The sequence below is a fragment of the Streptomyces candidus genome (genome assembly GCF_014207445.1).
GTDB lineage: Bacteria > Actinomycetota > Actinomycetes > Streptomycetales > Streptomycetaceae > Streptomyces > Streptomyces candidus.
Genome location: NZ_JACHEM010000004.1, coordinates 449,346 through 467,346, shown reverse-complemented (window position 1 = coordinate 467,346; position 18,001 = coordinate 449,346). Strand labels below are relative to the sequence as shown.

The 18,001-nt window shown below is 72.3% G+C and carries 20 protein-coding genes and 1 pseudogene; 15 read left to right on the top strand and 6 right to left on the bottom strand.

Going from position 1 to position 18,001, the window contains the following annotated elements:
- Positions 1-73: 73 nt before the first annotated feature.
- From HNQ79_RS34760 to HNQ79_RS10855, 3 genes are all read left to right on the top strand, one after another.
- Complete coding sequence (locus tag HNQ79_RS34760) at positions 74-160, top strand: putative leader peptide (protein ID WP_362423585.1); 87 nt, start codon at positions 74-76, stop codon at positions 158-160.
- Positions 161-316: 156 nt separating this feature from the next.
- On the top strand, positions 317-1,156 hold the full coding sequence (locus HNQ79_RS10860) for a sulfurtransferase (protein WP_185029475.1): 840 nt from the start codon (positions 317-319) through the stop codon (positions 1,154-1,156).
- 29 nt (positions 1,157-1,185) lie between these two features.
- Positions 1,186-1,473, top strand: a complete 288-nt coding sequence (locus tag HNQ79_RS10855; RefSeq protein WP_185029473.1) for a DUF1416 domain-containing protein — start codon at positions 1,186-1,188, stop codon at positions 1,471-1,473.
- Between the two features lie 199 nt (positions 1,474-1,672).
- Here HNQ79_RS10855 and HNQ79_RS10850 read toward each other — a convergent pair whose 3' ends face one another.
- Positions 1,673-2,035 (bottom strand): DsrE family protein, encoded by a 363-nt coding sequence (locus HNQ79_RS10850; protein WP_185029471.1) that lies wholly within the window; start codon positions 2,033-2,035, stop codon positions 1,673-1,675.
- A gap of 342 nt (positions 2,036-2,377) precedes the next feature.
- Here HNQ79_RS10850 and HNQ79_RS10845 point away from each other — a divergent pair, with 342 nt between their 5' ends.
- Genes HNQ79_RS10845 through ygfZ form a run of 3 tightly spaced genes read left to right on the top strand, consistent with a single transcriptional unit; the run spans position 2,378 to position 4,426 of the window.
- Positions 2,378-2,950, top strand: a complete 573-nt coding sequence (locus HNQ79_RS10845; protein WP_185029469.1) for a heme-binding beta-barrel domain-containing protein — start codon at positions 2,378-2,380, stop codon at positions 2,948-2,950.
- Positions 2,951-3,008: 58 nt separating this feature from the next.
- Positions 3,009-3,449 (top strand): Fur family transcriptional regulator, encoded by a 441-nt coding sequence (locus tag HNQ79_RS10840; protein WP_185029467.1) that lies wholly within the window; start codon positions 3,009-3,011, stop codon positions 3,447-3,449.
- 11 nt (positions 3,450-3,460) lie between these two features.
- Entirely contained in the window at positions 3,461-4,426 is a 966-nt protein-coding gene (gene ygfZ, locus HNQ79_RS10835) for a CAF17-like 4Fe-4S cluster assembly/insertion protein YgfZ (protein ID WP_185029465.1), read from the top strand.
- 90 nt (positions 4,427-4,516) lie between these two features.
- Here the strand turns inward: ygfZ and dtd are convergent, their stop codons facing one another.
- Positions 4,517-4,942: a D-aminoacyl-tRNA deacylase gene (gene dtd / locus HNQ79_RS10830; RefSeq protein ID WP_185029464.1), complete on the bottom strand. Its 426-nt coding sequence runs from the start codon at positions 4,940-4,942 to the stop codon at positions 4,517-4,519.
- A gap of 138 nt (positions 4,943-5,080) precedes the next feature.
- Here dtd and HNQ79_RS10825 point away from each other — a divergent pair, with 138 nt between their 5' ends.
- From HNQ79_RS10825 to HNQ79_RS10815, 3 genes are all read left to right on the top strand, one after another.
- Positions 5,081-5,695 (top strand): RsiG family protein, encoded by a 615-nt coding sequence (locus HNQ79_RS10825; protein WP_185029462.1) that lies wholly within the window; start codon positions 5,081-5,083, stop codon positions 5,693-5,695.
- A 79-nt stretch (positions 5,696-5,774) separates the two neighbouring features.
- On the top strand, positions 5,775-6,743 hold the full coding sequence (locus HNQ79_RS10820) for an asparaginase (RefSeq protein WP_185029460.1): 969 nt from the start codon (positions 5,775-5,777) through the stop codon (positions 6,741-6,743).
- A 24-nt stretch (positions 6,744-6,767) separates the two neighbouring features.
- A complete protein-coding gene (locus HNQ79_RS10815) occupies positions 6,768-8,066 on the top strand; it encodes a GNAT family N-acetyltransferase (protein ID WP_185029458.1) in 1,299 nt (432 codons plus the stop codon).
- Positions 8,067-8,112: 46 nt separating this feature from the next.
- On the opposite strand, the gene HNQ79_RS10810 is transcribed toward HNQ79_RS10815, so the two are convergent.
- Positions 8,113-8,298: a hypothetical protein gene (locus HNQ79_RS10810; protein WP_185029456.1), complete on the bottom strand. Its 186-nt coding sequence runs from the start codon at positions 8,296-8,298 to the stop codon at positions 8,113-8,115.
- Positions 8,299-8,517: 219 nt separating this feature from the next.
- Between HNQ79_RS10810 and HNQ79_RS10805 the strand changes: the two genes are divergently transcribed.
- Positions 8,518-9,420: a winged helix-turn-helix domain-containing protein gene (locus HNQ79_RS10805; RefSeq protein WP_221507614.1), complete on the top strand. Its 903-nt coding sequence runs from the start codon at positions 8,518-8,520 to the stop codon at positions 9,418-9,420.
- A 13-nt stretch (positions 9,421-9,433) separates the two neighbouring features.
- On the opposite strand, the gene HNQ79_RS10800 is transcribed toward HNQ79_RS10805, so the two are convergent.
- Complete coding sequence (locus tag HNQ79_RS10800) at positions 9,434-9,625, bottom strand: hypothetical protein (RefSeq protein ID WP_185029454.1); 192 nt, start codon at positions 9,623-9,625, stop codon at positions 9,434-9,436.
- A gap of 195 nt (positions 9,626-9,820) precedes the next feature.
- Here HNQ79_RS10800 and HNQ79_RS10795 point away from each other — a divergent pair, with 195 nt between their 5' ends.
- From HNQ79_RS10795 to HNQ79_RS10780, 4 genes and pseudogenes are all read left to right on the top strand, one after another.
- Positions 9,821-10,693 (top strand): GntR family transcriptional regulator, encoded by an 873-nt coding sequence (locus HNQ79_RS10795; protein WP_185029452.1) that lies wholly within the window; start codon positions 9,821-9,823, stop codon positions 10,691-10,693.
- Positions 10,690-11,417, top strand: a pseudogene (locus tag HNQ79_RS10790) (HAD family hydrolase). Before HNQ79_RS10795 ends, HNQ79_RS10790 begins: the two are co-directional and overlap by 4 nt.
- 283 nt (positions 11,418-11,700) lie before the next feature.
- The gene (locus HNQ79_RS10785; protein ID WP_311772288.1) at positions 11,701-13,953 is read left to right on the top strand and encodes an aminoglycoside phosphotransferase family protein; all 2,253 of its coding nucleotides are present in this window, start codon (positions 11,701-11,703) and stop codon (positions 13,951-13,953) included.
- 115 nt (positions 13,954-14,068) lie between these two features.
- Positions 14,069-14,740: a TetR family transcriptional regulator gene (locus tag HNQ79_RS10780; RefSeq protein ID WP_185029450.1), complete on the top strand. Its 672-nt coding sequence runs from the start codon at positions 14,069-14,071 to the stop codon at positions 14,738-14,740.
- 10 nt (positions 14,741-14,750) lie between these two features.
- Here HNQ79_RS10780 and HNQ79_RS10775 read toward each other — a convergent pair whose 3' ends face one another.
- Positions 14,751-15,686: a LysR family transcriptional regulator gene (locus tag HNQ79_RS10775; RefSeq protein WP_185029448.1), complete on the bottom strand. Its 936-nt coding sequence runs from the start codon at positions 15,684-15,686 to the stop codon at positions 14,751-14,753.
- A 110-nt stretch (positions 15,687-15,796) separates the two neighbouring features.
- On the opposite strand from HNQ79_RS10775, the gene HNQ79_RS10770 reads away from it, so the two are divergent.
- Positions 15,797-17,251 carry an MFS transporter gene (locus HNQ79_RS10770; protein WP_185029446.1) on the top strand — a complete coding sequence of 485 codons (1,455 nt, stop codon included), beginning with the start codon at positions 15,797-15,799 and terminating at the stop codon, positions 17,249-17,251.
- Between the two features lie 14 nt (positions 17,252-17,265).
- Here HNQ79_RS10770 and HNQ79_RS10765 read toward each other — a convergent pair whose 3' ends face one another.
- On the bottom strand, positions 17,266-17,898 hold the full coding sequence (locus HNQ79_RS10765; RefSeq protein ID WP_185029443.1) for a histidine phosphatase family protein: 633 nt from the start codon (positions 17,896-17,898) through the stop codon (positions 17,266-17,268).
- Between the last annotated feature and the right edge of the window lie 103 nt (positions 17,899-18,001).

Below are 18,001 nucleotides of genomic sequence, written 5' to 3'. Positions count from 1 at the left end.
CCTTCGGACGATCACGTCTCAACATGCGACACGCCGGTGACACGGCCGCCTGTACCTCCCTACGATCGGTCCCATGCAGCAGCGACAGGCGGACCTCACGAAGCGGCGGGCAGTAGACCTGTGCCGCGTCGCCGCCATGCTCTGTCGCCGCGCGGTCTGAGCGGGACCCGCTGGGCGCGACCGCCCGAACCCCCGCTTCCCTGGGGCGACTTGCCGCCCCCCTCACGCTCTTCGTGCCGCCGTACGTACGGCCCCGCAGTCGTACCCGGACACATGCGCACACCCCCCCGCAACTGCCCCGGAGGAGAACCACACCATGAGCCGCAGCGACGTACTGGTAGACGCAGACTGGGTCGAGGCCCACCTGGACGACCCGAAGGTGGCCGTCGTCGAGGTCGACGAGGACACCTCCGCGTACGAGAAGAACCACATCCGCAACGCCATCCGGATCGACTGGACCAAGGACCTCCAGGACCCGGTCCGCCGCGACTTCATCGACCAGGCCGGCTTCGAGAAGCTCCTGTCGGAGAAGGGCATCGGCAACGACACCACCGTCGTCCTCTACGGCGGCAACAACAACTGGTTCGCCTCCTACGCCTTCTGGTACTTCAAGCTGTACGGGCACGGCGACGTGCGCCTCCTGGACGGCGGCCGCAAGAAGTGGGAGCTCGACTCCCGCGACCTGGTCGCCGAGGTCCCCTCCCGCCCGGCCACCACGTACAAGGCCCAGCCGCAGGACGAGTCGATCCGCGCCTACCGCGACGACGTCGTCAAGGCGATCAACACCCAGAACCTGGTCGACGTCCGCTCGCCCGACGAGTTCAGCGGCAAGCTGCTCGCCCCCGCGCACCTCCCGCAGGAGCAGTCGCAGCGCCCCGGCCACGTGCCGAGCGCCCGCAACATCCCGTGGTCGAAGAACGCCAACGACGACGGCACGTTCAAGTCCGACGAAGAGCTCAAGGCCCTCTACGAGGCCGAGCAGGTCGACCTCGCCAAGGACACCATCGCGTACTGCCGCATCGGCGAGCGCTCGGCCCTGACCTGGTTCGTCCTGCACGAGCTGCTCGGCGTCGAGAACGTCAAGAACTACGACGGCTCGTGGACCGAGTACGGCTCCCTGGTCGGCGTTCCGATCGAGCTCGGCGCCAACAAGTAGTCCGGCCCCTCAACCCCTAAGGACAGAACATGTGTGGAGCGAAGGCCGGCGGCCCCGACGCCTCGACCATCAAGCCCGGTGAGACCACCATCCAGGGCAGCGTGACCAGGAACGGCGAGCCGGTGACGGGCTACGTCCGCCTCCTCGACTCGACCGGCGAGTTCACCGCCGAGGTCCCCACCTCGGCCACCGGCCAGTTCCGCTTCTACGCCGCCGAGGGCACCTGGACGCTGCGCGCCCTGGTCCCGGGCGGCACGGCGGACCGCACGGTGGTTGCCCAGACCGGCGGGCTCGCGGAGGTCGCCATCGCGGTGTGACGCGAGCACCGCGCGCTGAACCGGCCGGAGGGCCGCACCCACAGGGGGTTGGACGCCATACCTGTGACGAAGGGTGCGGCCCTCCTGCCTTGCGCTCCCGCGGGCCGCCGCGCCAGGTACGCCCCGTCCGTCGGGTCCCCGGCCCGCCTTGCCCCGTCCGCGTCCCCGACCTCGTGCCCGTCCGTGGGCCGGACCGGCCTCAGTACACGAGCGCCCGTACGTCGTCCGCCATGACCTCGCTGACGAATACCTGCGCCCCCGCGATCCGTACGCCCTCCAGCACGTCGTCCTCGGTGATGTTGCGCCGTACCGCGCACTGGGTGCACAGGGTCAGGGTGCCGCCCGCCTGGACGGACTCGATGAGGTCCGGCAGCGGCGCCGCGTGCGGCAGCTCGAACTCCGCGGCCTTCCCCGGCAGCGCGAACCACGCCGCCTCCCCGGTCAGCCACAACGACACCTCGACCCCACTGGCCACGGCCACCGCCGCCACCGTGAACGCCTGCGAGCACCGCTCCGGGGCGTCGGCCCCGGCGGTCACCTTGATCACGAGCTTCTTCGACATGGGTGGAACCCTAGACCCGCCCGGCCCCGCCCCCGCGCGTCCCGTCCCGCCCGCCGTCGTGTCCGCGCGCCCCGCCCCGGCCCGGCCCCGCCCCCACCGGCCCACCTCACAGAGAGCACCGGGCCCCGGCCGTCTAAGCTGGGGCCCGGCCCGTAACTCACACCTCGCTCATCGCAAGGAGCACCTCGTGCTTGAGGCATTCTTCTCCGCCCTGCTGGTTCTGGTCTGCGTCGGCGTCCTCGCCTTCACCGCACTGGCCGTGAAGAAGCTCTACCAGGGCCAGCGCTAGCCACTCGTGCAGCCGGCCGCCGCCACCCCTCACACAGATCGCCTGAGCCACTCATGATCGAGATCCCGTCCGACCTCCACCCGGACCTCGTCCCCCTCGTCTTCCTCCTCGGGAAGTGGACGGGTGCGGGTGTCACCGACTTCCCCGGCGAGGAGAAGGCCAACTTCGGCCAGGAAGTCACCTTCAGCCACGACGGCCGTGACTTCCTGGAGTACGTCTCGCACTCCTGGATCCTCGACGCCGAGGGCAACAAGGTGAAGCCGCTGGAGACCGAGTCCGGCTTCTGGCGCATCGACAAGGACCGCAAGGTCGAGGTCGTCATGACCCGCGACACCGGCGTCGTCGAGATCTGGTACGGCGAGCTGGCCCACCAGAAGCCGCAGATCGACCTGGTCACGGACGCGGTGGCCCGCACGGCCGCCTCCGGCCCGTACACCGGCGGCAAGCGACTCTACGGCTACGTGAAGAGCGACCTGATGTGGGTCGGCGAGAAGGCCACCCCCGAGGTCGAGCTGCGTCCGTACATGTCGGCGCACCTCAAGAAGACCGTCACCCCCGAAGAGGTCGAGGCCATGGCCAAGAACCTCCCGGACCTGCCCGACGACGGGATCGCGTTCTTCCGCTGAGCGGGCGGGCGGGCGCGAGTACGGACGGATGCCCACCGCGCTGCCTACACTGGGCGGCGTGGTGAGCACCGACTGGAAAAGTGACCTGCGGCAGCGCGGCTACCGGCTGACGCCGCAGCGGCAGCTCGTCCTCGAAGCCGTGGACGCGCTGGAGCACGCGACGCCCGACGAGATCCTCGGGGAAGTGCGCAGGACCGCCTCCGGGGTCAACATCTCCACGGTCTACCGGACCCTTGAGCTGCTGGAGGAGCTCGGGCTGGTCAGCCACGCGCACCTCGGCCACGGCGCGCCCACCTACCACCTCGCGGCCCGGCACCACCACCTCCACCTGGTCTGCCGGGACTGCTCGAACGTCATCGAGGCGGACGTCGAGGTCGCGGGGGAGTTCATCGCGAAGCTGCGCGGCGAGTTCGGGTTCGAGACCGATATGAAGCACTTCGCGATCTTTGGCAGGTGCGCGGGCTGCGCGGCCGAGAAGGAGTCCGGCGCGGAGTCGTAGGCTGGGCTGTTATGAAGAGCCCCCTCCTTTCCCTGCCCGGAGCCGTCGCCGCCGAGGGCCGTGACGAAGGCGTCGCCGCGCACTACGGCGATCTGTTCCGTGAGCAGCGCGCGCTGGCCGACGGGTCGGGTTTCGTCGACCTCTCGCACCGGGGCGTCATCACGGTGACCGGATCCGACCGGCTGAGCTGGCTGCACCTGCTGATCACCCAGCACGTCGTCGAGCTGCCCGCGGGCCGGGCCACCGAAGCGCTGGTGCTGACCGCCAACGGGCACGTGGAGCACGCCCTGTACCTGGTGGACGACGGGGAGACCACCTGGATCCACGTGGAGCCCGGTACGCAGCAGGACCTGATCGCGTACCTGGAGAGCATGAAGTTCTTCTACCGGGTCGAAGTGGCGGACCGGACCCCGGAGTTCGCCGTGGTGTGGCTGCCCGCCGGATCCATCGCCCCGGTGCCGGAGGACGTCGTCGTACGGGAGACCGCGCACGGACGGGACCTGTTCCTGGCCCGGGACCGGCTGGAGGAGTACGCGGCCGGGTACGGGCCCGCCGCGGGCGTGCTGGCGTACGAGGCGCTGCGCGTCGAGGGGCACCGGCCGCGGCTCGGGTTCGAGACCGACCACCGGACCATCCCGCACGAGCTGGGCTGGGTCGGCAGCGCGGTGCACCTGCAGAAGGGGTGCTACCGGGGCCAGGAGACCGTCGCCCGCGTGCAGAACCTCGGGAAGCCGCCGCGCCGGCTCGTGTTCCTGCACCTGGACGGGAGCGAGGTGCTGCTGCCACCGACGGGGACGCCGGTGCGGCTGGCCTCCGACGGGCCCGAGGGCCGGCAGATCGGCTTCGTGACGACCTCCGTGCGCCACCACGAGCTGGGGCCCATCGCGCTGGCCCTGATCAAGCGGAACGTGGCGGTGGACGCCGAACTGATGGCGGGGGACACGGCGGCGGCGCAGGAGGTCGTGGTCGAGCCGTAGGGGGCGGAGCCGGGGCGGGGACTGCGGGGCCCGCCCCTCGGCGCGGCGCGCGGGGCCCGTCGTACGCGGGGGGACCGCCCCCCGTACCCCTCAGATGTCCAGCAGGACCGTGAAGGGCCCGTTGTTCGTCAGCGAGACCCACATCTCCGCGCCGAAGCTGCCCGTCCGTACCGTCGCGCCCAGGGCGCGCAGCTGCGCGACGACCTCGTCCACCAGGGGCTCGGCGACCTCGCCGGGGGCAGCGGCGTTCCAGGTGGGGCGGCGGCCCTTCCGGGCGTCCCCGTACAGGGTGAATTGCGAGATCACCAGGAGCGGGGCGTTCACGTCGGAACAGGACTTCTCGCCGTCCAGGATGCGCACCGACCACAGCTTGCGCGCGAGTTGCGCCGCCTTGTCCGGAGTGTCCTCGTGTGTCACTCCGACCAGGACACACAGGCCCTCGCCCACGATCTCGCCGACCGTCTCGCCGCCGACGACGACGCTCGCGCCGTCCACTCTCTGCACCACAGCTCGCATGGCGACCATCATGCCTCCCGCCGGCGGCGTCCCGTACGCAAGGGCCATACGGGTGCAGTGTGCCTGCGTCGGCAGGGGAAGGAGTGGCACGATGCGGGGCGAGGCGGTGCGCCGCACCGTTCGAGGGGACGGAATTAGATGAGCACTTCTGGCGCCGGGCGAAGGTCCGGTCCCGTACCGATGCAGCTGGCACACCCGAGGCCGTCGGGGGACGCGGTGCGGGCGCCCGCGCCCTGCACCCCGCGGGGCGTGCCGCCGGTGCTCCCGTCGCACTCGCGGCCCGACCTCGGCGCACTGGGCCTGCCCGAGCTGCGGACCCTGCGCAGGGACGCGCAGCGCGACGAGGCGGACCTGAGTTACGTACGCCGGCTGCTGCACGGCCGCATCGACATCCTGCGCGCCGAGCTGGGCCGCCGGGGCGGTCCGCAGTCGCCGGTGGTGGAGCGGCTGTCGGAGATCCTCGCGGACAGCCCGTCCAGCCACCGGTCCTCCGCCCGGCACGTGACGCTGTCGACGCCGCGCAGCGAGCAGTACCGGAGGCTGGCGGCCGACATGCTCGCGGAGGTCGAACTGTCCGACCTCGACGCCCGGACGGACGAAGAGCTGCACGCGGGAATGCGGCGGCTCATCGGCTACGAGCAGCAGGTGTCCGGGCAGCGTCAGCAGCTCCAGCGCACCGCGGACGATTGCAGCGCGGAGATCGCCCGCAGGTACCGTGAAGGTGAAGCACAAGTAGACGATCTGCTCCACTGACCTGCTCCGTCGAGGCCGCGACCGGTGATCCCGGGCGTTTCGCGGGGCCGGTCCCCGCGTCCGGAAGGCCGAGTCGACGATGACCACCCCCAGCACCGCCCCCACCGCCATACCCCCGGTTCTCGCCGAAGTCGTCCGATCCGGCTTCGTCGAGGGCCACCATCGGGGCTCGCTGGTCGTGCTGGCGGCCGACGGAAGCGTGCAGCTGGCCCTCGGGGACGTGACCTCGCCGGTCTTCCCCCGTTCCAGCAACAAGCCGATGCAGGCAGCCGCCCTGCTGCGGGCCGGGCTGGACCTCTCGGGCGAGCGCCTGGCACTGGCCGCGGCGAGCCACTCCGGCGAGGGCTTCCACCTGGATCTCGTACGCAAGATGCTCAGCGAGTACGGACTGGCGCAGGACGACCTGCAGACGCCGCCCGACCTGCCGCTGGACCCGGTCGAGGCCGAGGCCTACCTGGCGGCCGGTCACGTCCGCGAGCGGGTCACGATGAACTGCTCCGGCAAGCACACGGCGATGATCGCGGCCTGCAAGGTCAACGGGTGGGACACGGGCAGCTATCTGGACCCGGCGCATCCGCTCCAGCGGCTGGCGCTGGAGTGCGTGGAGCGGGCCAGCGGGGAGAAGGTCGCGGCGGTCGGCACGGACGGCTGCGGGGCGCCGCTGATGGCGATCGGCCTGACCGGCCTCGCGCGGGCCTTCCGGTACTTCGTCCTCGCCGAGGAGGGCAGCCCGGAGCGTCGGGTCGCGGACGCCATGCGGACGCACCCGGAGTACGTGGCGGGGACGCGGCGGCCGGACACCTGGCTGATGCGGGAGGTGCCGGGCGCGCTGTCGAAGATGGGTGCGGAGGCGGTGCAGGCGGTGGCGCTGCCGGACGGCCGGGCGCTCGCCTTCAAGATCGACGACGGGGCGGCGCGGGCGCTCGGACCGGTGCTGGCCAGGGCACTGGGCATGCTCGGCATCGAGGGCGCGCTGGTGAGGCGGATCGGTGAGGCGCCGCTGTTCGGCGGGCCGGTGCGGGTCGGCGAAATCCGCGCGACATTCTGAGCGCGACGTGTTTAGCGTGGACGCATGAGCGCTCACGCGGGAGACCACGCCGGCAGCGGGACCGGCACGGACATCGAGGTACGGCCGGTCGCCGAGGCCGAGTTCGAGGACTGGGGGCGGGCCAACGCGGTCGGCTTCCTGACGGCGGCGCAGGCCACCGACGCGGATGTGGCGCTGCGCCGGTCGCAGACCGACCTGGCCCGGACGAAGGGCGCGTTCGACGCGGGGCGGTGCGTGGCGACGTACCGTTCCTTCGCACAGCAACTCACCGTCCCCGGTGGGGGGTTCGTGACGGCGAACGCCGTCACCAGCGTCACCGTGTCGCCCACGCACCGTCGGCGCGGGCTGCTCGGCCGGATGATCCGGGCGGACCTCGCGGAGGCGAAGGAACGCGGCGAGGCGGTCGCGACGCTGATCGCGGCCGAGTACCCGATCTACGGGCGGTACGGCTTCGGGCACGCGACCTCGACCGCCGAGTGGGAGATCGACGTGCACCGCACCGGGCTCGGCAAGCGGTGGTCGGGGCCGGACTGCGGCGGTCGCATCGACCTCGTCGACCCGGCGGACGTACGGAAGGCCGGGCCGGAGCTGCACGAGCGGTTCCGGGCGGGGCAGCCGGGTGCGACGGACCGGAGCGCGGGCTGGTGGGAGCGGCAGACCGGGCTGGTCCAGTACAGCTACGACCCGTACAAGGCGGCCTTCTTCGCCGTTTACCGGGCCTCCGAGGCGGCCGGCGGGCAGTTCGAGGGGCTGGTCAAGTACCGGGCGGACGACACGTGGGGCGACGCCAAGCAGCCGCTGAACACGGTGCAGGTGCACGACCTGATCGCGACGACCCCGGAGGCCGAGCGCGCCCTGTGGCACTACCTGTGCTCGATCGACTGGGTGGCGAAGGTGCGCACCGGCTACCGCGCGCCGGACGACCTGCTGCCCGACCTGCTGCCGGACCCGCGTGCGGCGCGGCCGGTGACGTGGGCGGACTGGCTGTGGGTGCGGGTCCTGGACGTCGTGCGGGCGCTGGAGGCGCGGACGTACGAGAGGGCCGGGACGGTCGTGCTGGAGGTCGAGGACCGGCTGGGTCCGGCCGGTGGACGGTTTCGGCTGGAGGTGTCCGCGACGGGTGCGGCACAGTGCGTACCCACCTCCGATGCCGCCGACCTGACCCTCGACGTAAGGGAGTTGGGTGCGCTGTACCTGGGCGGCCGGTCGGCGGTGCGGTTGGCGGCGCTGGGTCAGGTGCACGAGGAGCACACCGGGGCGGCGGCCCGGGTGGACGCCCTGTTCCTGGCGCCTCGCAGTCCCTGGTGTCCGGACGTCTTCTGACGTGGGTCGTGGGCCCGTGGGCGGCGTGGGGCGGCCGGGCCTTTGGTCATGGCATCGCGGACTGGCCGAGGATGACGAGGGCGACGGTTCCGATGCTGAGGCAGGCGGTGTTCTTCGTCTTGACCCCGACGGAGAGGAAGCCGACGGCGGCGACGCCGAGGAGTCCGAAGCGGCCTTCGATCATTTCGCCCACGAAGTAGGCGCCGAGGGCGAGGAGCGCGAGAAATGGCATGGGGATCACTCCTTGAGCTGAGAGGGGTGAGCCTGCCGCCAACAAACGCGCTTCGAGGGCCGGCCGAACCGCCGCGGTGCCAGTTGGGAGCCGTCGGTGATGAGTTCGACCATCTACGCGAAGTTGGTGACCAACTCTGTTGAAGTTGTCCCCATGACTCAAGAACTTTTAACCAGCTCTGCCGACAACTCCCTTTGGATGGCGTGAAGTTGTAGTGTTCTGGTTGTGAGCACTGCTGGCGCAGCCGTGAACGGCACGAAAAGGTCGCCCCGTGAGGTGGCCGAAGCGCTGCGGGCCCGAATCAGGGCCGGGCAGCTCCGCCCCGGCGACCGGATGCCGACACAGGCCCGGCTGGCCGAGGAGTTCGGGGTGGAGCGCGGCACGGTCCGCCGGGCGCTGCGCACCCTCCAGGAGGAACGGCTGCTCGTCAACGTGACGAAGGGTTCGCCCGCCACGGTCGCCGACGACGCGCCCGCCGCGCTCGCCCCGCCCGCCGCGTCCCCGCAGCCGACCATGGTCGCGCTGGCGTCGCGCGTCACGGAGGCCTTCAGGTCCCCGCACGTGCGCATCGACGCGCTGTGCCTGACGGCGGTGTCGCTGACGCTGGCGTTCGGGGAGCCGCTGCGGCTCATCCACGAGGGCCGCCTCGGGCCGGACCGGGTGACCGTACGGGTTCTGCTGCCGAGCCGGGACATCGACCTGGCGTTCCCCACCCCGGTGGCCGACGGCAGCGACGAGCGGCTGCACAGCCGCTGGCTCTCGCAGCGCAACGCCCAGGGGCAGGTGCTGCGGCACAACCTCCGCAACCTGCGCCGTACGCACGGCATCGACGTGGACATCACCTTCCGGGCGCTGCCGTTCACGCCCCCCGTCAAGCTGTACCTGCTCAACGGCTCGGAAGCGCTCTTCGCGTACTACATGATCACCAGGCAGGAGGAGCAGTTCGACGACCACGAGCCGCTGGAGATGTACGACACGCTGGGCACGCGGTCGATGCTCTTCCCCTTCGACCAGGACGCGGGCGGCCGGCGGGACGGGTCGTTCGTGGAGCAGTCGCAGCTCTGGTTCGACGCGATCTGGAACACGATCAGCCGGGAACTGACCCTGGCCGGCGGCCTGTGAGGCGCCCGTGCCGTCAGGTGACGCCCGGCCCGATCACCTGGAGGGTGAGCACGGTCGCGCCGACCCCGGCACAGGCCGGGCTCCTGGCCTTGACGCCGATGCAGATCAGCAGGACGCCGATCGCGCCCGGGGCCCCGTAGTGCCAGTCGACGAACTTCTCGAAGCCGAGGACGACGGCGGCGGAGAGCAGCAGCAGAGCAGGCATGGGGTCCCTCCCTCGGGGCAGCGGTGCTCGACGGGAGGCGACGCTGCCTCGACCACGTTGGCCGGCGGACCGGCCAACTCATTCAAAGTTCTCCCCACTTGGCAGCGATCCTCAAACAACTCCCAAACAAGCCGCCGACAACTCCCCTCGGGTGGCTGTCAGTTGTAGCGTGGTGGCGTGAGTCAGGAGAGCATCGTGAGGAACGCCAGAAAGCGCTCGCACCGGGAAGTCGCCGACACCCTGCGCGAACGCATCCGCAAGGGCGAGCTGAAGGCCGGTGACCACATGCCGACGCAGTCCCGGCTGGCCGAGGAGTTCTGCGTGGAACGCGGCACGATCCGTCAGGCCCTGCGCATCCTCCACGACGAGGGCCTGCTCACCCCCGCGGGCCGCGGCGCCCCCGCCCGGGTGGCCGAAACGAGCCCCCTGGCGGCGGGCGCCGACGCGGCGTCCGGGCTGCCCCAGCCGACAGTGAGCGCGCTGGGGCCGCGCATCACGGAGGCGTTCGCGGCCGAGCACGTGCGCATCGACGCACTGAGCCTCACCGCGGAGTCCCTGATGCTGGCACTCGCCGAGCCCCTGCGTCTGGTCCACGAGAACCGCATCGCGCCCCGTTCCGTCACCGCCCGCATCCTGCTGCCCGCCCGGAACATCGAGCTGGCCTTCCCCAGGGGAGTGGAGGAGGACGAGGAGGGGCGGATCCACCGGCGCTGGCTGGAGCAGCGCAACGCCCAGGGGCACGTCCTCAAGCACAACCTCCTCAACCTCCGCCGTTCGCACGGCATCGACGTCACGGTGGCCTTCCGGGCGCTCCCCTTCACCCCGCCCCTGAAGCTGTACGTCCTGAACGGCGTCGAGGCGCACTTCGCGTACTACCGGGTCACCAAGCGGGAGGAGGAGTTCGAGGAGGCCAACATGGAGATGTACGACGCGCTGGGCACCGAGTCGGTCCTCTTCGGCTTCGAGGGGCGGGCGGGGGCGCGCGACGAGGCATTCGTCGAACAGTCCGCAAACTGGTTCGACGCGCTCTGGAACACCATCAGTTCGCCCCTGACACTCTCCACATGACCCCAGAAACCACAGACCTCGGGCAGGCCGTCGCCGTGGCCGCGCGGACGGAACGCCTGATCACGGGCGCCACCTGCGTCCTCTTCGACTTCGACGGACCGATCTGCGGCCTCTTCGCAGGGCACCGGGCACACCACATAGCGGACCGGCTGATCGCCTGGCTGGCGGCGCGGGACCTGGACGTACCGCTGGACGAGAACGAACGGCAGGACCCGCAGGCGGTGCTCCGGGTGACCGGATCCACGCACCCGGGCGCAGGTCTTGTCCACGAGCTCGAACGGTCGCTCACCGAGGAGGAGCTGACGGCGGTGGACTCGGCGTCCCCCACCCCGTACGTCGACGACCTGATACGCGAGTGGTCGTTCCGGGGCGTCCCCCTCGCCATCACCACCAACAACTCGCCCGCGGCGGCCTCTCGTTACGTGACCAGACGCGGTCTCGCCCCCTGTTCGACCGCCACATCTACGGCCGCACCCGCGATCTCGACCTCCTCAAACCGGACCCCGACTGCCTCAACCGCGCCCTGGACGCCCTGGACGCCGACCCCGCCGGGACCCTGATGATCGGGGACACCCCGTCCGACCTGCTCGCCGCCCGGAACGCCGGCGTTTCCTTCCTCGGCTATGCCAGGGACGCCGGACGTGCGGACCGGCTGCGGCAGGCCGGGGCGGAAGCGGTCGTGGGGTCCTTGGAGGGGGTTCTGGGCGTGCTCGGCGGGGCGTGAGGCCCAGGACGGTGGGGTGCGGGATCGAGGCCGTTCACGCGAGGTGCGTCCTGGCCGCCGCGGACCCCGTGCACGGGGCGGGCGGAGGGCGGTCGGGTCTTCCGTATGCCTGTCGGAAGCTCGCGCACGCGTCCGCGCCCGTACGCTCCGGCTTTCAGCGCATTGACGGACATCCCTCCCCGGGCCTTGGCAGTCGCATGCCGGCCGGTGCGTCGGAGAACTAGGGTGGCCCCCTTCGGACACCGCTGTGGTCCGCCCTGATCGGTTTGTGGAGAGTCGCCCCGTGGTCGTGCTCCGGACAACGACGTCTGCCGCGCCCAAGCGCGTGGCAGCCAAGCCGGCCCCGCCGAAACCGAGCCCGGTGCACGTGTACGACGCCTTCGTCGCGGACGCGGTCCGTACGGGCCGGCCGACCCCGGGCTTCCACCACGGGAACTTCCAGGTACCGCTGACCGGGCCCATGGCGGGCCTGCTGAACCGGCCGCCGGGCAGCACCGTGCGGGTGCGCCTGCGCGCGGCCGGGGCGCTTCCCGTCGTCCTGCGTACCTGGCAGGACGAGTCGCAGATCCTCGACGCGCTGCGAGGTGTGCTGCCCGATGTGCCGCAGTGCCTGGCGAGGGGCGACAGGTCGGCCGTCCTCAGCCATCCGGAGGGAGTGCCGCTCTCCAGCATCTGCCAGAACGGCAAGCCGGTCGACTCCCGGCTGATCGAGGCACTGGCGGGGCTGCTGGCGCGGATGGTGGAGGTGCGCAGGGAGAGCCTCCCCGTCCTGCCGGACAACTGGCCGCGCGACGGCCACAGCAGGGCGTTCCTGCGCCACCTCGCCCTGCTCACCGAACGCGAAGTGCGCCGGCCCAACTGGGCCGAGTTCGGGGGACTCTTCGCCGCGCTGGGCATTCCGGAGAACGCGATGCCCGACTTCGCGGACCGGTTGCCGCCGATGGTGCGCCGCCCGTTCAGCCTGCTGCACACCGACCTGCACCGCGACAACGTGATCGTCCCGTACCGGGGCGAGCCGCCGCTGAGCATCGTGGACTGGGAACTCGCGTGCTACGGGGACCCGCTGCACGACCTCGCCACGCACCTCGTACGGATGCGCTACCCGGCGCACCAGCTGGACGAGGTGCAGCAGGCCTGGTTCCGCGCCGTGCGCAGCCGCCGCCCGGAGGCGGTCAACGGGATGGCGGCGGACCTGGGCCACTACCTCGATTTCGAGCGCGCCCGGTCCGTCTACCCGGACGTGATGCGGGCCGCGCGGTCGCTGGGCGACGAGCGGGAGACCACAGCACCCGCGGACGCGGCACAGTCGGTGCAGCGGGCGCTCCTCGCGGCACAGGGACCGCTGCGGCTGGGTGGCGTGCCGGACCCGGCGGAGATCGCACGGATCCTCCGCAGGTGGCAGCTGGCCAGGAGCGGCCGGGAGAGCCCCCTGTGGCTGTCCGTGCGGTGGGTGCGGGAGGGGAGCCGCCCGGGGGGCCCGCGGGCCTTTTCCGCGGAGGCGGTGGCCGAGGCCCTGCGGGCGGAGGGCGCCGCCCCCGCCCACCAGGTGTTCAAAGGCACCGGCCACCTCAACACGGTCGTCCATGTGCGCAGCGCGGACACGACCGCGGTGGTCCGGCGCACCCTGCGCTCCGCCGACCGCAGGGAACAGTGCTTCAACGAGGAGTCGGCCGTCCTGCGCGCCCTGGAGGGCTCGCCGGTCGTCCGGGCCCCCAAGGTCCTGGCGCTGGGCTCCAGCGCCCCGGCGGACGACTTCGCCATCCACTCCTACGAGGGGCCCGCGCACCGGCGGCCCGAACACCCGGTGGACGGACTGCGGCTGCCGGAAGCCGACCACCTGGTCGACCAGCTCGCCGCCCTCCCGGACGTCGACGCCGAGGGCCTGGCACCCCGGCTCGCACCGGGCGGGTTCTACCGCTGGCTGAGCGACCGCCTGGTCGACATCGTCGAAGGGCTCCCCAAGGAGTCGCAGCGGCTGGCCACCGTGCTGGGACTGCCCACCGCGCACCGGCTCAGGGAGATCCTCGCCGGACGCGGTGTCACCCACCGCACGCCCGTCCTGCTGCACGGCGACCTCAACCCGTGGAACCTTGTCAGGACCCCCCAGGACGGCCAACTCGCGCTCATCGACTGGGAGATGGCCATCTGCGGCGACCCGCTCCACGACCTGGTCCGGCACCTGCACCTGACGCCGCACACCCGGGAGATCCGCCAGCGCATGATGACGCGCTGGGCGCGCCTGCTCGGCGCGCGCGACCCGGGCTACGTCCAGGGCTGGCAGCAGGACGTCCACACCTACCGCTGGATCGAGATCGTCCGCTCCGCCTACGTCGACCTCGACCGCCTGGTGACCGGCGCGAGCCGGGAGGCCCCCAACGTGCGCCGGGCCGTCGACTCGTACGCCATGACCCTCCGCGCGGCGACCGCTGCGCTGGGGCTGCCGAACCCCCGGGTGATCAACCCCTACCTGGCGCCGCTCCTTCCCCGGGCCGGACACGGGGCCCCGGGTGCCGAGGGGCGGGGACCGTCCGGCTGACCCGGGCCCGGTGTCGCCGCCGGCGTCCGAGGACCTGCGGGCCGCCCGGTGCGTGGCTTCCCTGCCGGCTCTGCCCTGCCGGCTCCGCGGGAGCGGGCCCCGGGGCCTGCCTAGGATGGCGCCCGTGAGCGAGACCCCACCCTCCCCCGCGTCCCCCGTTCCCGGCGGCCTGCGCGAGCTGAAGAAGCGGCGGACGTACGCCGCGATCTCCGAGGCCGCGATCCGGCTCTTCCTGGAGCGGGGGTTCGACGCCGTGTCGGTGGCCGAGGTGGCGGCCGCCGCGGAGGTGTCCAAGCCGACGCTGTTCCGGTACTTCCCGGCCAAGGAGGACCTCGCGCTGCACCGGTTCGCCGACCACGAGGACGAGCCGGCGCGGGTGGTGAGGGCCGGGCGTGAGCAGGGGAGCGGGCCGCTCGACGCCCTGGAGCGGCACTTCCTGCGGGGGCTGGCGGAGCGGGACCCGATCACGGGGCTGTGCGACGACCCCGAAGTGCTGGCCTACCAGCGGATGTTGTACGGCACGGAGAGCCTCGTGGCGCGGCTGCACACGTACACCCGGCGCTCGGACGCCGCGCTCGCCGCCGCACTGGGGTCGGGTGGGGACGAGGGCCCCGACGTGCGGGCGCGGCTGGCGGCCGGACAGGTCGGGGTCGTACTGCGCACCCTCGCCGAGGAGAACTGGCGGCGGATCGAGCACGCGGGGGAGAGCGCCGACGCGGTGCACCCGGGGGCCGTGCGGGCGGCGGAGTTCGCGTTCGGTCAGCTGCGCGACGGGATCGCACAGTAGGGCGTGCGGGTCAGCCCGCCTGCCTGCGCGCCGACCTGACCTCCCGCTGTACGTGCTCCGCGAACATCCGCGTCGCCGTGTTCAGGCCCTGGCCGCGGGGGAGGAGGAGGTCCACGCGGCGTTCCAGGCGGACGGACGTCGTGTTGCCGGTCAGGGGGAGGAATCGCAGCGGCAGGTCCGGGAGGGGGAGGAGGTCGCGGCTCAGGCTCGCGGGGACGAAGGCGACGCCGAGGCCCGCCGCGACCAGGTCGCTGACCATCGCCCACTCGCTCACCTCGCACACGATCCGCCGCGTCAGGCCGGCCTCCGCGAAGTAGGCGTCGGTGAGCAGACGGCCGGTCCACCGGCTGTGGGTCTCGACGAAGCGTTCGCCGTCGAGGAGGGGCAACGGGACCTCGTCGTGGGCCGCGAGCGGGTGGTCCGACGGACAGGCCAGGACGAAGGGTTCCGTGACCAGTTCGACGACATCCAGCAGCGCGGCGGTCTTCGCCCGGTCCGGGGCGGCGGCCAGCGCGCAGTCCAGTTCGCCGTCCGCGACCATGCTGATCATCTCGGTGGCCGGGAACTGCCGTACCTCGATGTCCAGGCCCGGGTGCTCCCGTACGAAGCAGGACAGCCAGGCGGCGAGCGGCACCAGGTGACGGCTGGCCTGGTACGCGCCGATGCGCAGCCGCCCGGTGAGGCCGCCGTGCACGCCCCGTACCGCCTGGAGCGCCGTGTCCGCGGCGTCCAGGGTGCGGCGGGCGGCCGGCAGCAGCGCCTCGCCCTCGGTGGTGAGGCGTACGGGGCGGGTCCCCCGTACGAACAGCAGCGCCCCGACCTCCTTCTCCAGGCCCCGCACGGACGAGGACAGCCCGGACTGGACGATCAGCTCGCGGGCGGCGGCCCGGGTGAAGCTGCGTTCCTCGGCGAGGGCGACGAAGTGGCGGAGGTGGCGGAGTTCCATGAGGAACAGTGTCGCACCGGATATCTCTGGTGGAGATGTTGAGTATCTCCACCTGATGCCGGGGAGCTGGTAAGGAGGGGAAGGCGCCGTCCGTTGACACACACATGAACATGACGACGCCGCCCGCCCCCGACACCGGTACCACCGGTCCCGCCCGCACCCCCCGTACCCCCGACACCGTCCGTATCCCGGGCACCCACCGCGCCGCCGGGCACGCCCGGCGGCGGGGTGTCTCGCCGCGCACCGGGTTCTGGTTCGTCGCGGTCGCCTTCGCGACCCTGATGGCCTTCGGTACCGCCCCGACGCCGTTGTGGCCGCTCTACCAGGACCGCGACGGCTTCGGCGCCACCACCGTCACCCTCGCCTTCGCGATCATGGTGGTCGGCGCCGCGGTCGGGTTCCTCGGTCTTGGCCACCTCTCGGACCGGTGGGGCCGGCGCCGCATCATCGTTCCCGCCCTTCTCACGGACACCGCGGCCGCCGCGCTGCTCGTCCTGTGGCCGGGGCTGCCGGGGCTGCTGACGGCCCGGCTGATGACCGGCCTGGCCGTGGGCCTGATGGCTTCGACGGCGACCGCGTACCTCATGGACCTCTGGCACCGGGCCCACCCGGGGCAGCCGCTGTCGACGACGCCCGGTCTGGTCGCCACCGTGTCCAACCTCGGCGGACTGGCGCTCGGCCCGCTGCTCGTGGGGACGCTGGCGCAGTGGTCCGGGTCGCCGCTGGTCACTCCGTTCGTGCTGTTCGGTGCCGCCATGCTGGTGCTGCTGGTACTGGTGCTCGTGACCCCCGAGACGGTCGACAGGGCGCCGGTCTCCGGCACCCGGCCCGCCCGCTTCGCGCTGCGGGAGGGGGCCAGTCCGGTCTTCATGGCGGCTGCCGCCACCGGCTTCTTCGCCTTCGCGGCGACCGGCCTGTTCTCCGCACTGGGCGCGGTCATCGTCCGGCAGGACCTGGGGAACACCTCGCCGCTGGTCGCGGGCACGGTGACGTTCGTCGTCTTCGGCGCGTCGGTGCTCGCACAACTGCTGCTCGGGCGGCTGCCGGTGGTGGGGCTGCTGAAGCTGGGCGCCCTGCTGTTCCCGCTGGGCCTGGGCCTGACGGCGGTCACCCTGTACGTCCCGTCGCTCGCCCTGCTCCTGGTCGCTGCCGTGCTGTCCGGGTCGGGCTCCGGGCTCCTGTTCAAGGCGAGCGTGGACCAGACGGCAGCCGCCGCCGCCCCGGCCTCGCGGGCGGGAGTGCTCGCGGTGTTCTTCGTGATCGCGTACGTGGGGATGGGGGCGCCGTCGGTGCTGTTCGGTCTCGCGGCGAACCAGCTCGGGCGGCAGCCGGTGATGGTGGTCTTCGCGGTGCTGCTGTCCGTGGGATCGGCCGTCGCGGCCTGGACCGCGGTACGGGCATCGGCGGGCGATCGGGCGCGAACGGTACGACCGAGCAGGATCGTGGCGTCGGGCCCCTCGCCCGCTCCCGCCGGGTCCGCCGCACCCCTCGGCTCCGCCGCACCCCTCGGCTCCGTCGCGGCGCCCGCCCCGTCGGGCCGTGCGGCGTCGGCCCTCCGCGCCTGACGTGCCGGGCGGCCTCAGACCCGCGACTCCGGCGGCAGCCCCGTCCAGCGCAGCTCGGCGGGCAGGTGCCCCATGTCGTTGAAGACGAGAACGGAGGAGGGCCGGCCGGGGGCGTAACGGATCACGGTCAGCGCGGCGTTCGCGAGGTTGATGCCGAGCCACCGCCAGGCCGGCGCGTCGTACGCCGCACGCACGATCCACCCGCCGAGAAAGTTGTGGGTGACGACCAGCTCGTGCCGGGGCTCGCTCCCGTCGACCGGACCTGTGAACAACTTCTCCGCTCGACCGGCCAGTTGCGCCCCCGCGGCCCGTTCGGCGGGCGGGAACTGCGCCACGAAGTCCAGGTAGCGGTCGGCATCCACCCCGCCACCCACCAGGTCCTCCCGCGTCGGCTCGTACGGTATGTAGTCCCCGGCAGCGTCCGACGCCAACGGCTGCACCCCGTCGGCCCGTTGCTCCGCGACCAGCCGCGCGGTCTCCGTGGTGCGGGCCAGCGGCCCGTGGTGGATCGCGGCCAGCGGTACCTCGCGCAACCGTTCGCCGAGGAGGACGGCCTGACGGCGCCCGGCGTCGGTGAGCGCGGACTCGTCGCTGTTGGCCTCGGCGTGCCGGGCGAGATACAGGTAACGGGGCTGGGGCGTGTCCATGACGAGGAAGCTAGCGGCCACCACCGCGGTGAGCAACGGCGGACCGGCAGCGGAACGGCGCTGTGCGCGGCGGGCACAGGGAGCCGGGCGGGCCCGGGGGTTC

Excerpts from the sequence above, each read along its gene's own strand:
- HNQ79_RS34760 (WP_362423585.1), top strand. The coding sequence starts at position 74 with ATGCAGCAGCGACAGGCGGACCTCACGAAGCGGCGGGCAGTAGACCTG.
- HNQ79_RS10860 (WP_185029475.1), top strand. The coding sequence starts at position 317 with ATGAGCCGCAGCGACGTACTGGTAGACGCAGACTGGGTCGAGGCCCAC.
- HNQ79_RS10855 (WP_185029473.1), top strand. The coding sequence starts at position 1,186 with ATGTGTGGAGCGAAGGCCGGCGGCCCCGACGCCTCGACCATCAAGCCC.
- HNQ79_RS10850 (WP_185029471.1), bottom strand. The coding sequence starts at position 2,035 with ATGTCGAAGAAGCTCGTGATCAAGGTGACCGCCGGGGCCGACGCCCCG.
- HNQ79_RS10845 (WP_185029469.1), top strand. The coding sequence starts at position 2,378 with ATGATCGAGATCCCGTCCGACCTCCACCCGGACCTCGTCCCCCTCGTC.
- ygfZ (WP_185029465.1), top strand. The coding sequence starts at position 3,461 with ATGAAGAGCCCCCTCCTTTCCCTGCCCGGAGCCGTCGCCGCCGAGGGC.
- dtd (WP_185029464.1), bottom strand. The coding sequence starts at position 4,942 with ATGCGAGCTGTGGTGCAGAGAGTGGACGGCGCGAGCGTCGTCGTCGGC.
- HNQ79_RS10825 (WP_185029462.1), top strand. The coding sequence starts at position 5,081 with ATGAGCACTTCTGGCGCCGGGCGAAGGTCCGGTCCCGTACCGATGCAG.
- HNQ79_RS10820 (WP_185029460.1), top strand. The coding sequence starts at position 5,775 with ATGACCACCCCCAGCACCGCCCCCACCGCCATACCCCCGGTTCTCGCC.
- HNQ79_RS10815 (WP_185029458.1), top strand. The coding sequence starts at position 6,768 with ATGAGCGCTCACGCGGGAGACCACGCCGGCAGCGGGACCGGCACGGAC.
- HNQ79_RS10810 (WP_185029456.1), bottom strand. The coding sequence starts at position 8,298 with ATGCCATTTCTCGCGCTCCTCGCCCTCGGCGCCTACTTCGTGGGCGAA.
- HNQ79_RS10800 (WP_185029454.1), bottom strand. The coding sequence starts at position 9,625 with ATGCCTGCTCTGCTGCTGCTCTCCGCCGCCGTCGTCCTCGGCTTCGAG.
- HNQ79_RS10780 (WP_185029450.1), top strand. The coding sequence starts at position 14,069 with ATGGCGCCCGTGAGCGAGACCCCACCCTCCCCCGCGTCCCCCGTTCCC.
- HNQ79_RS10775 (WP_185029448.1), bottom strand. The coding sequence starts at position 15,686 with ATGGAACTCCGCCACCTCCGCCACTTCGTCGCCCTCGCCGAGGAACGC.
- HNQ79_RS10770 (WP_185029446.1), top strand. The coding sequence starts at position 15,797 with ATGACGACGCCGCCCGCCCCCGACACCGGTACCACCGGTCCCGCCCGC.
- HNQ79_RS10765 (WP_185029443.1), bottom strand. The coding sequence starts at position 17,898 with ATGGACACGCCCCAGCCCCGTTACCTGTATCTCGCCCGGCACGCCGAG.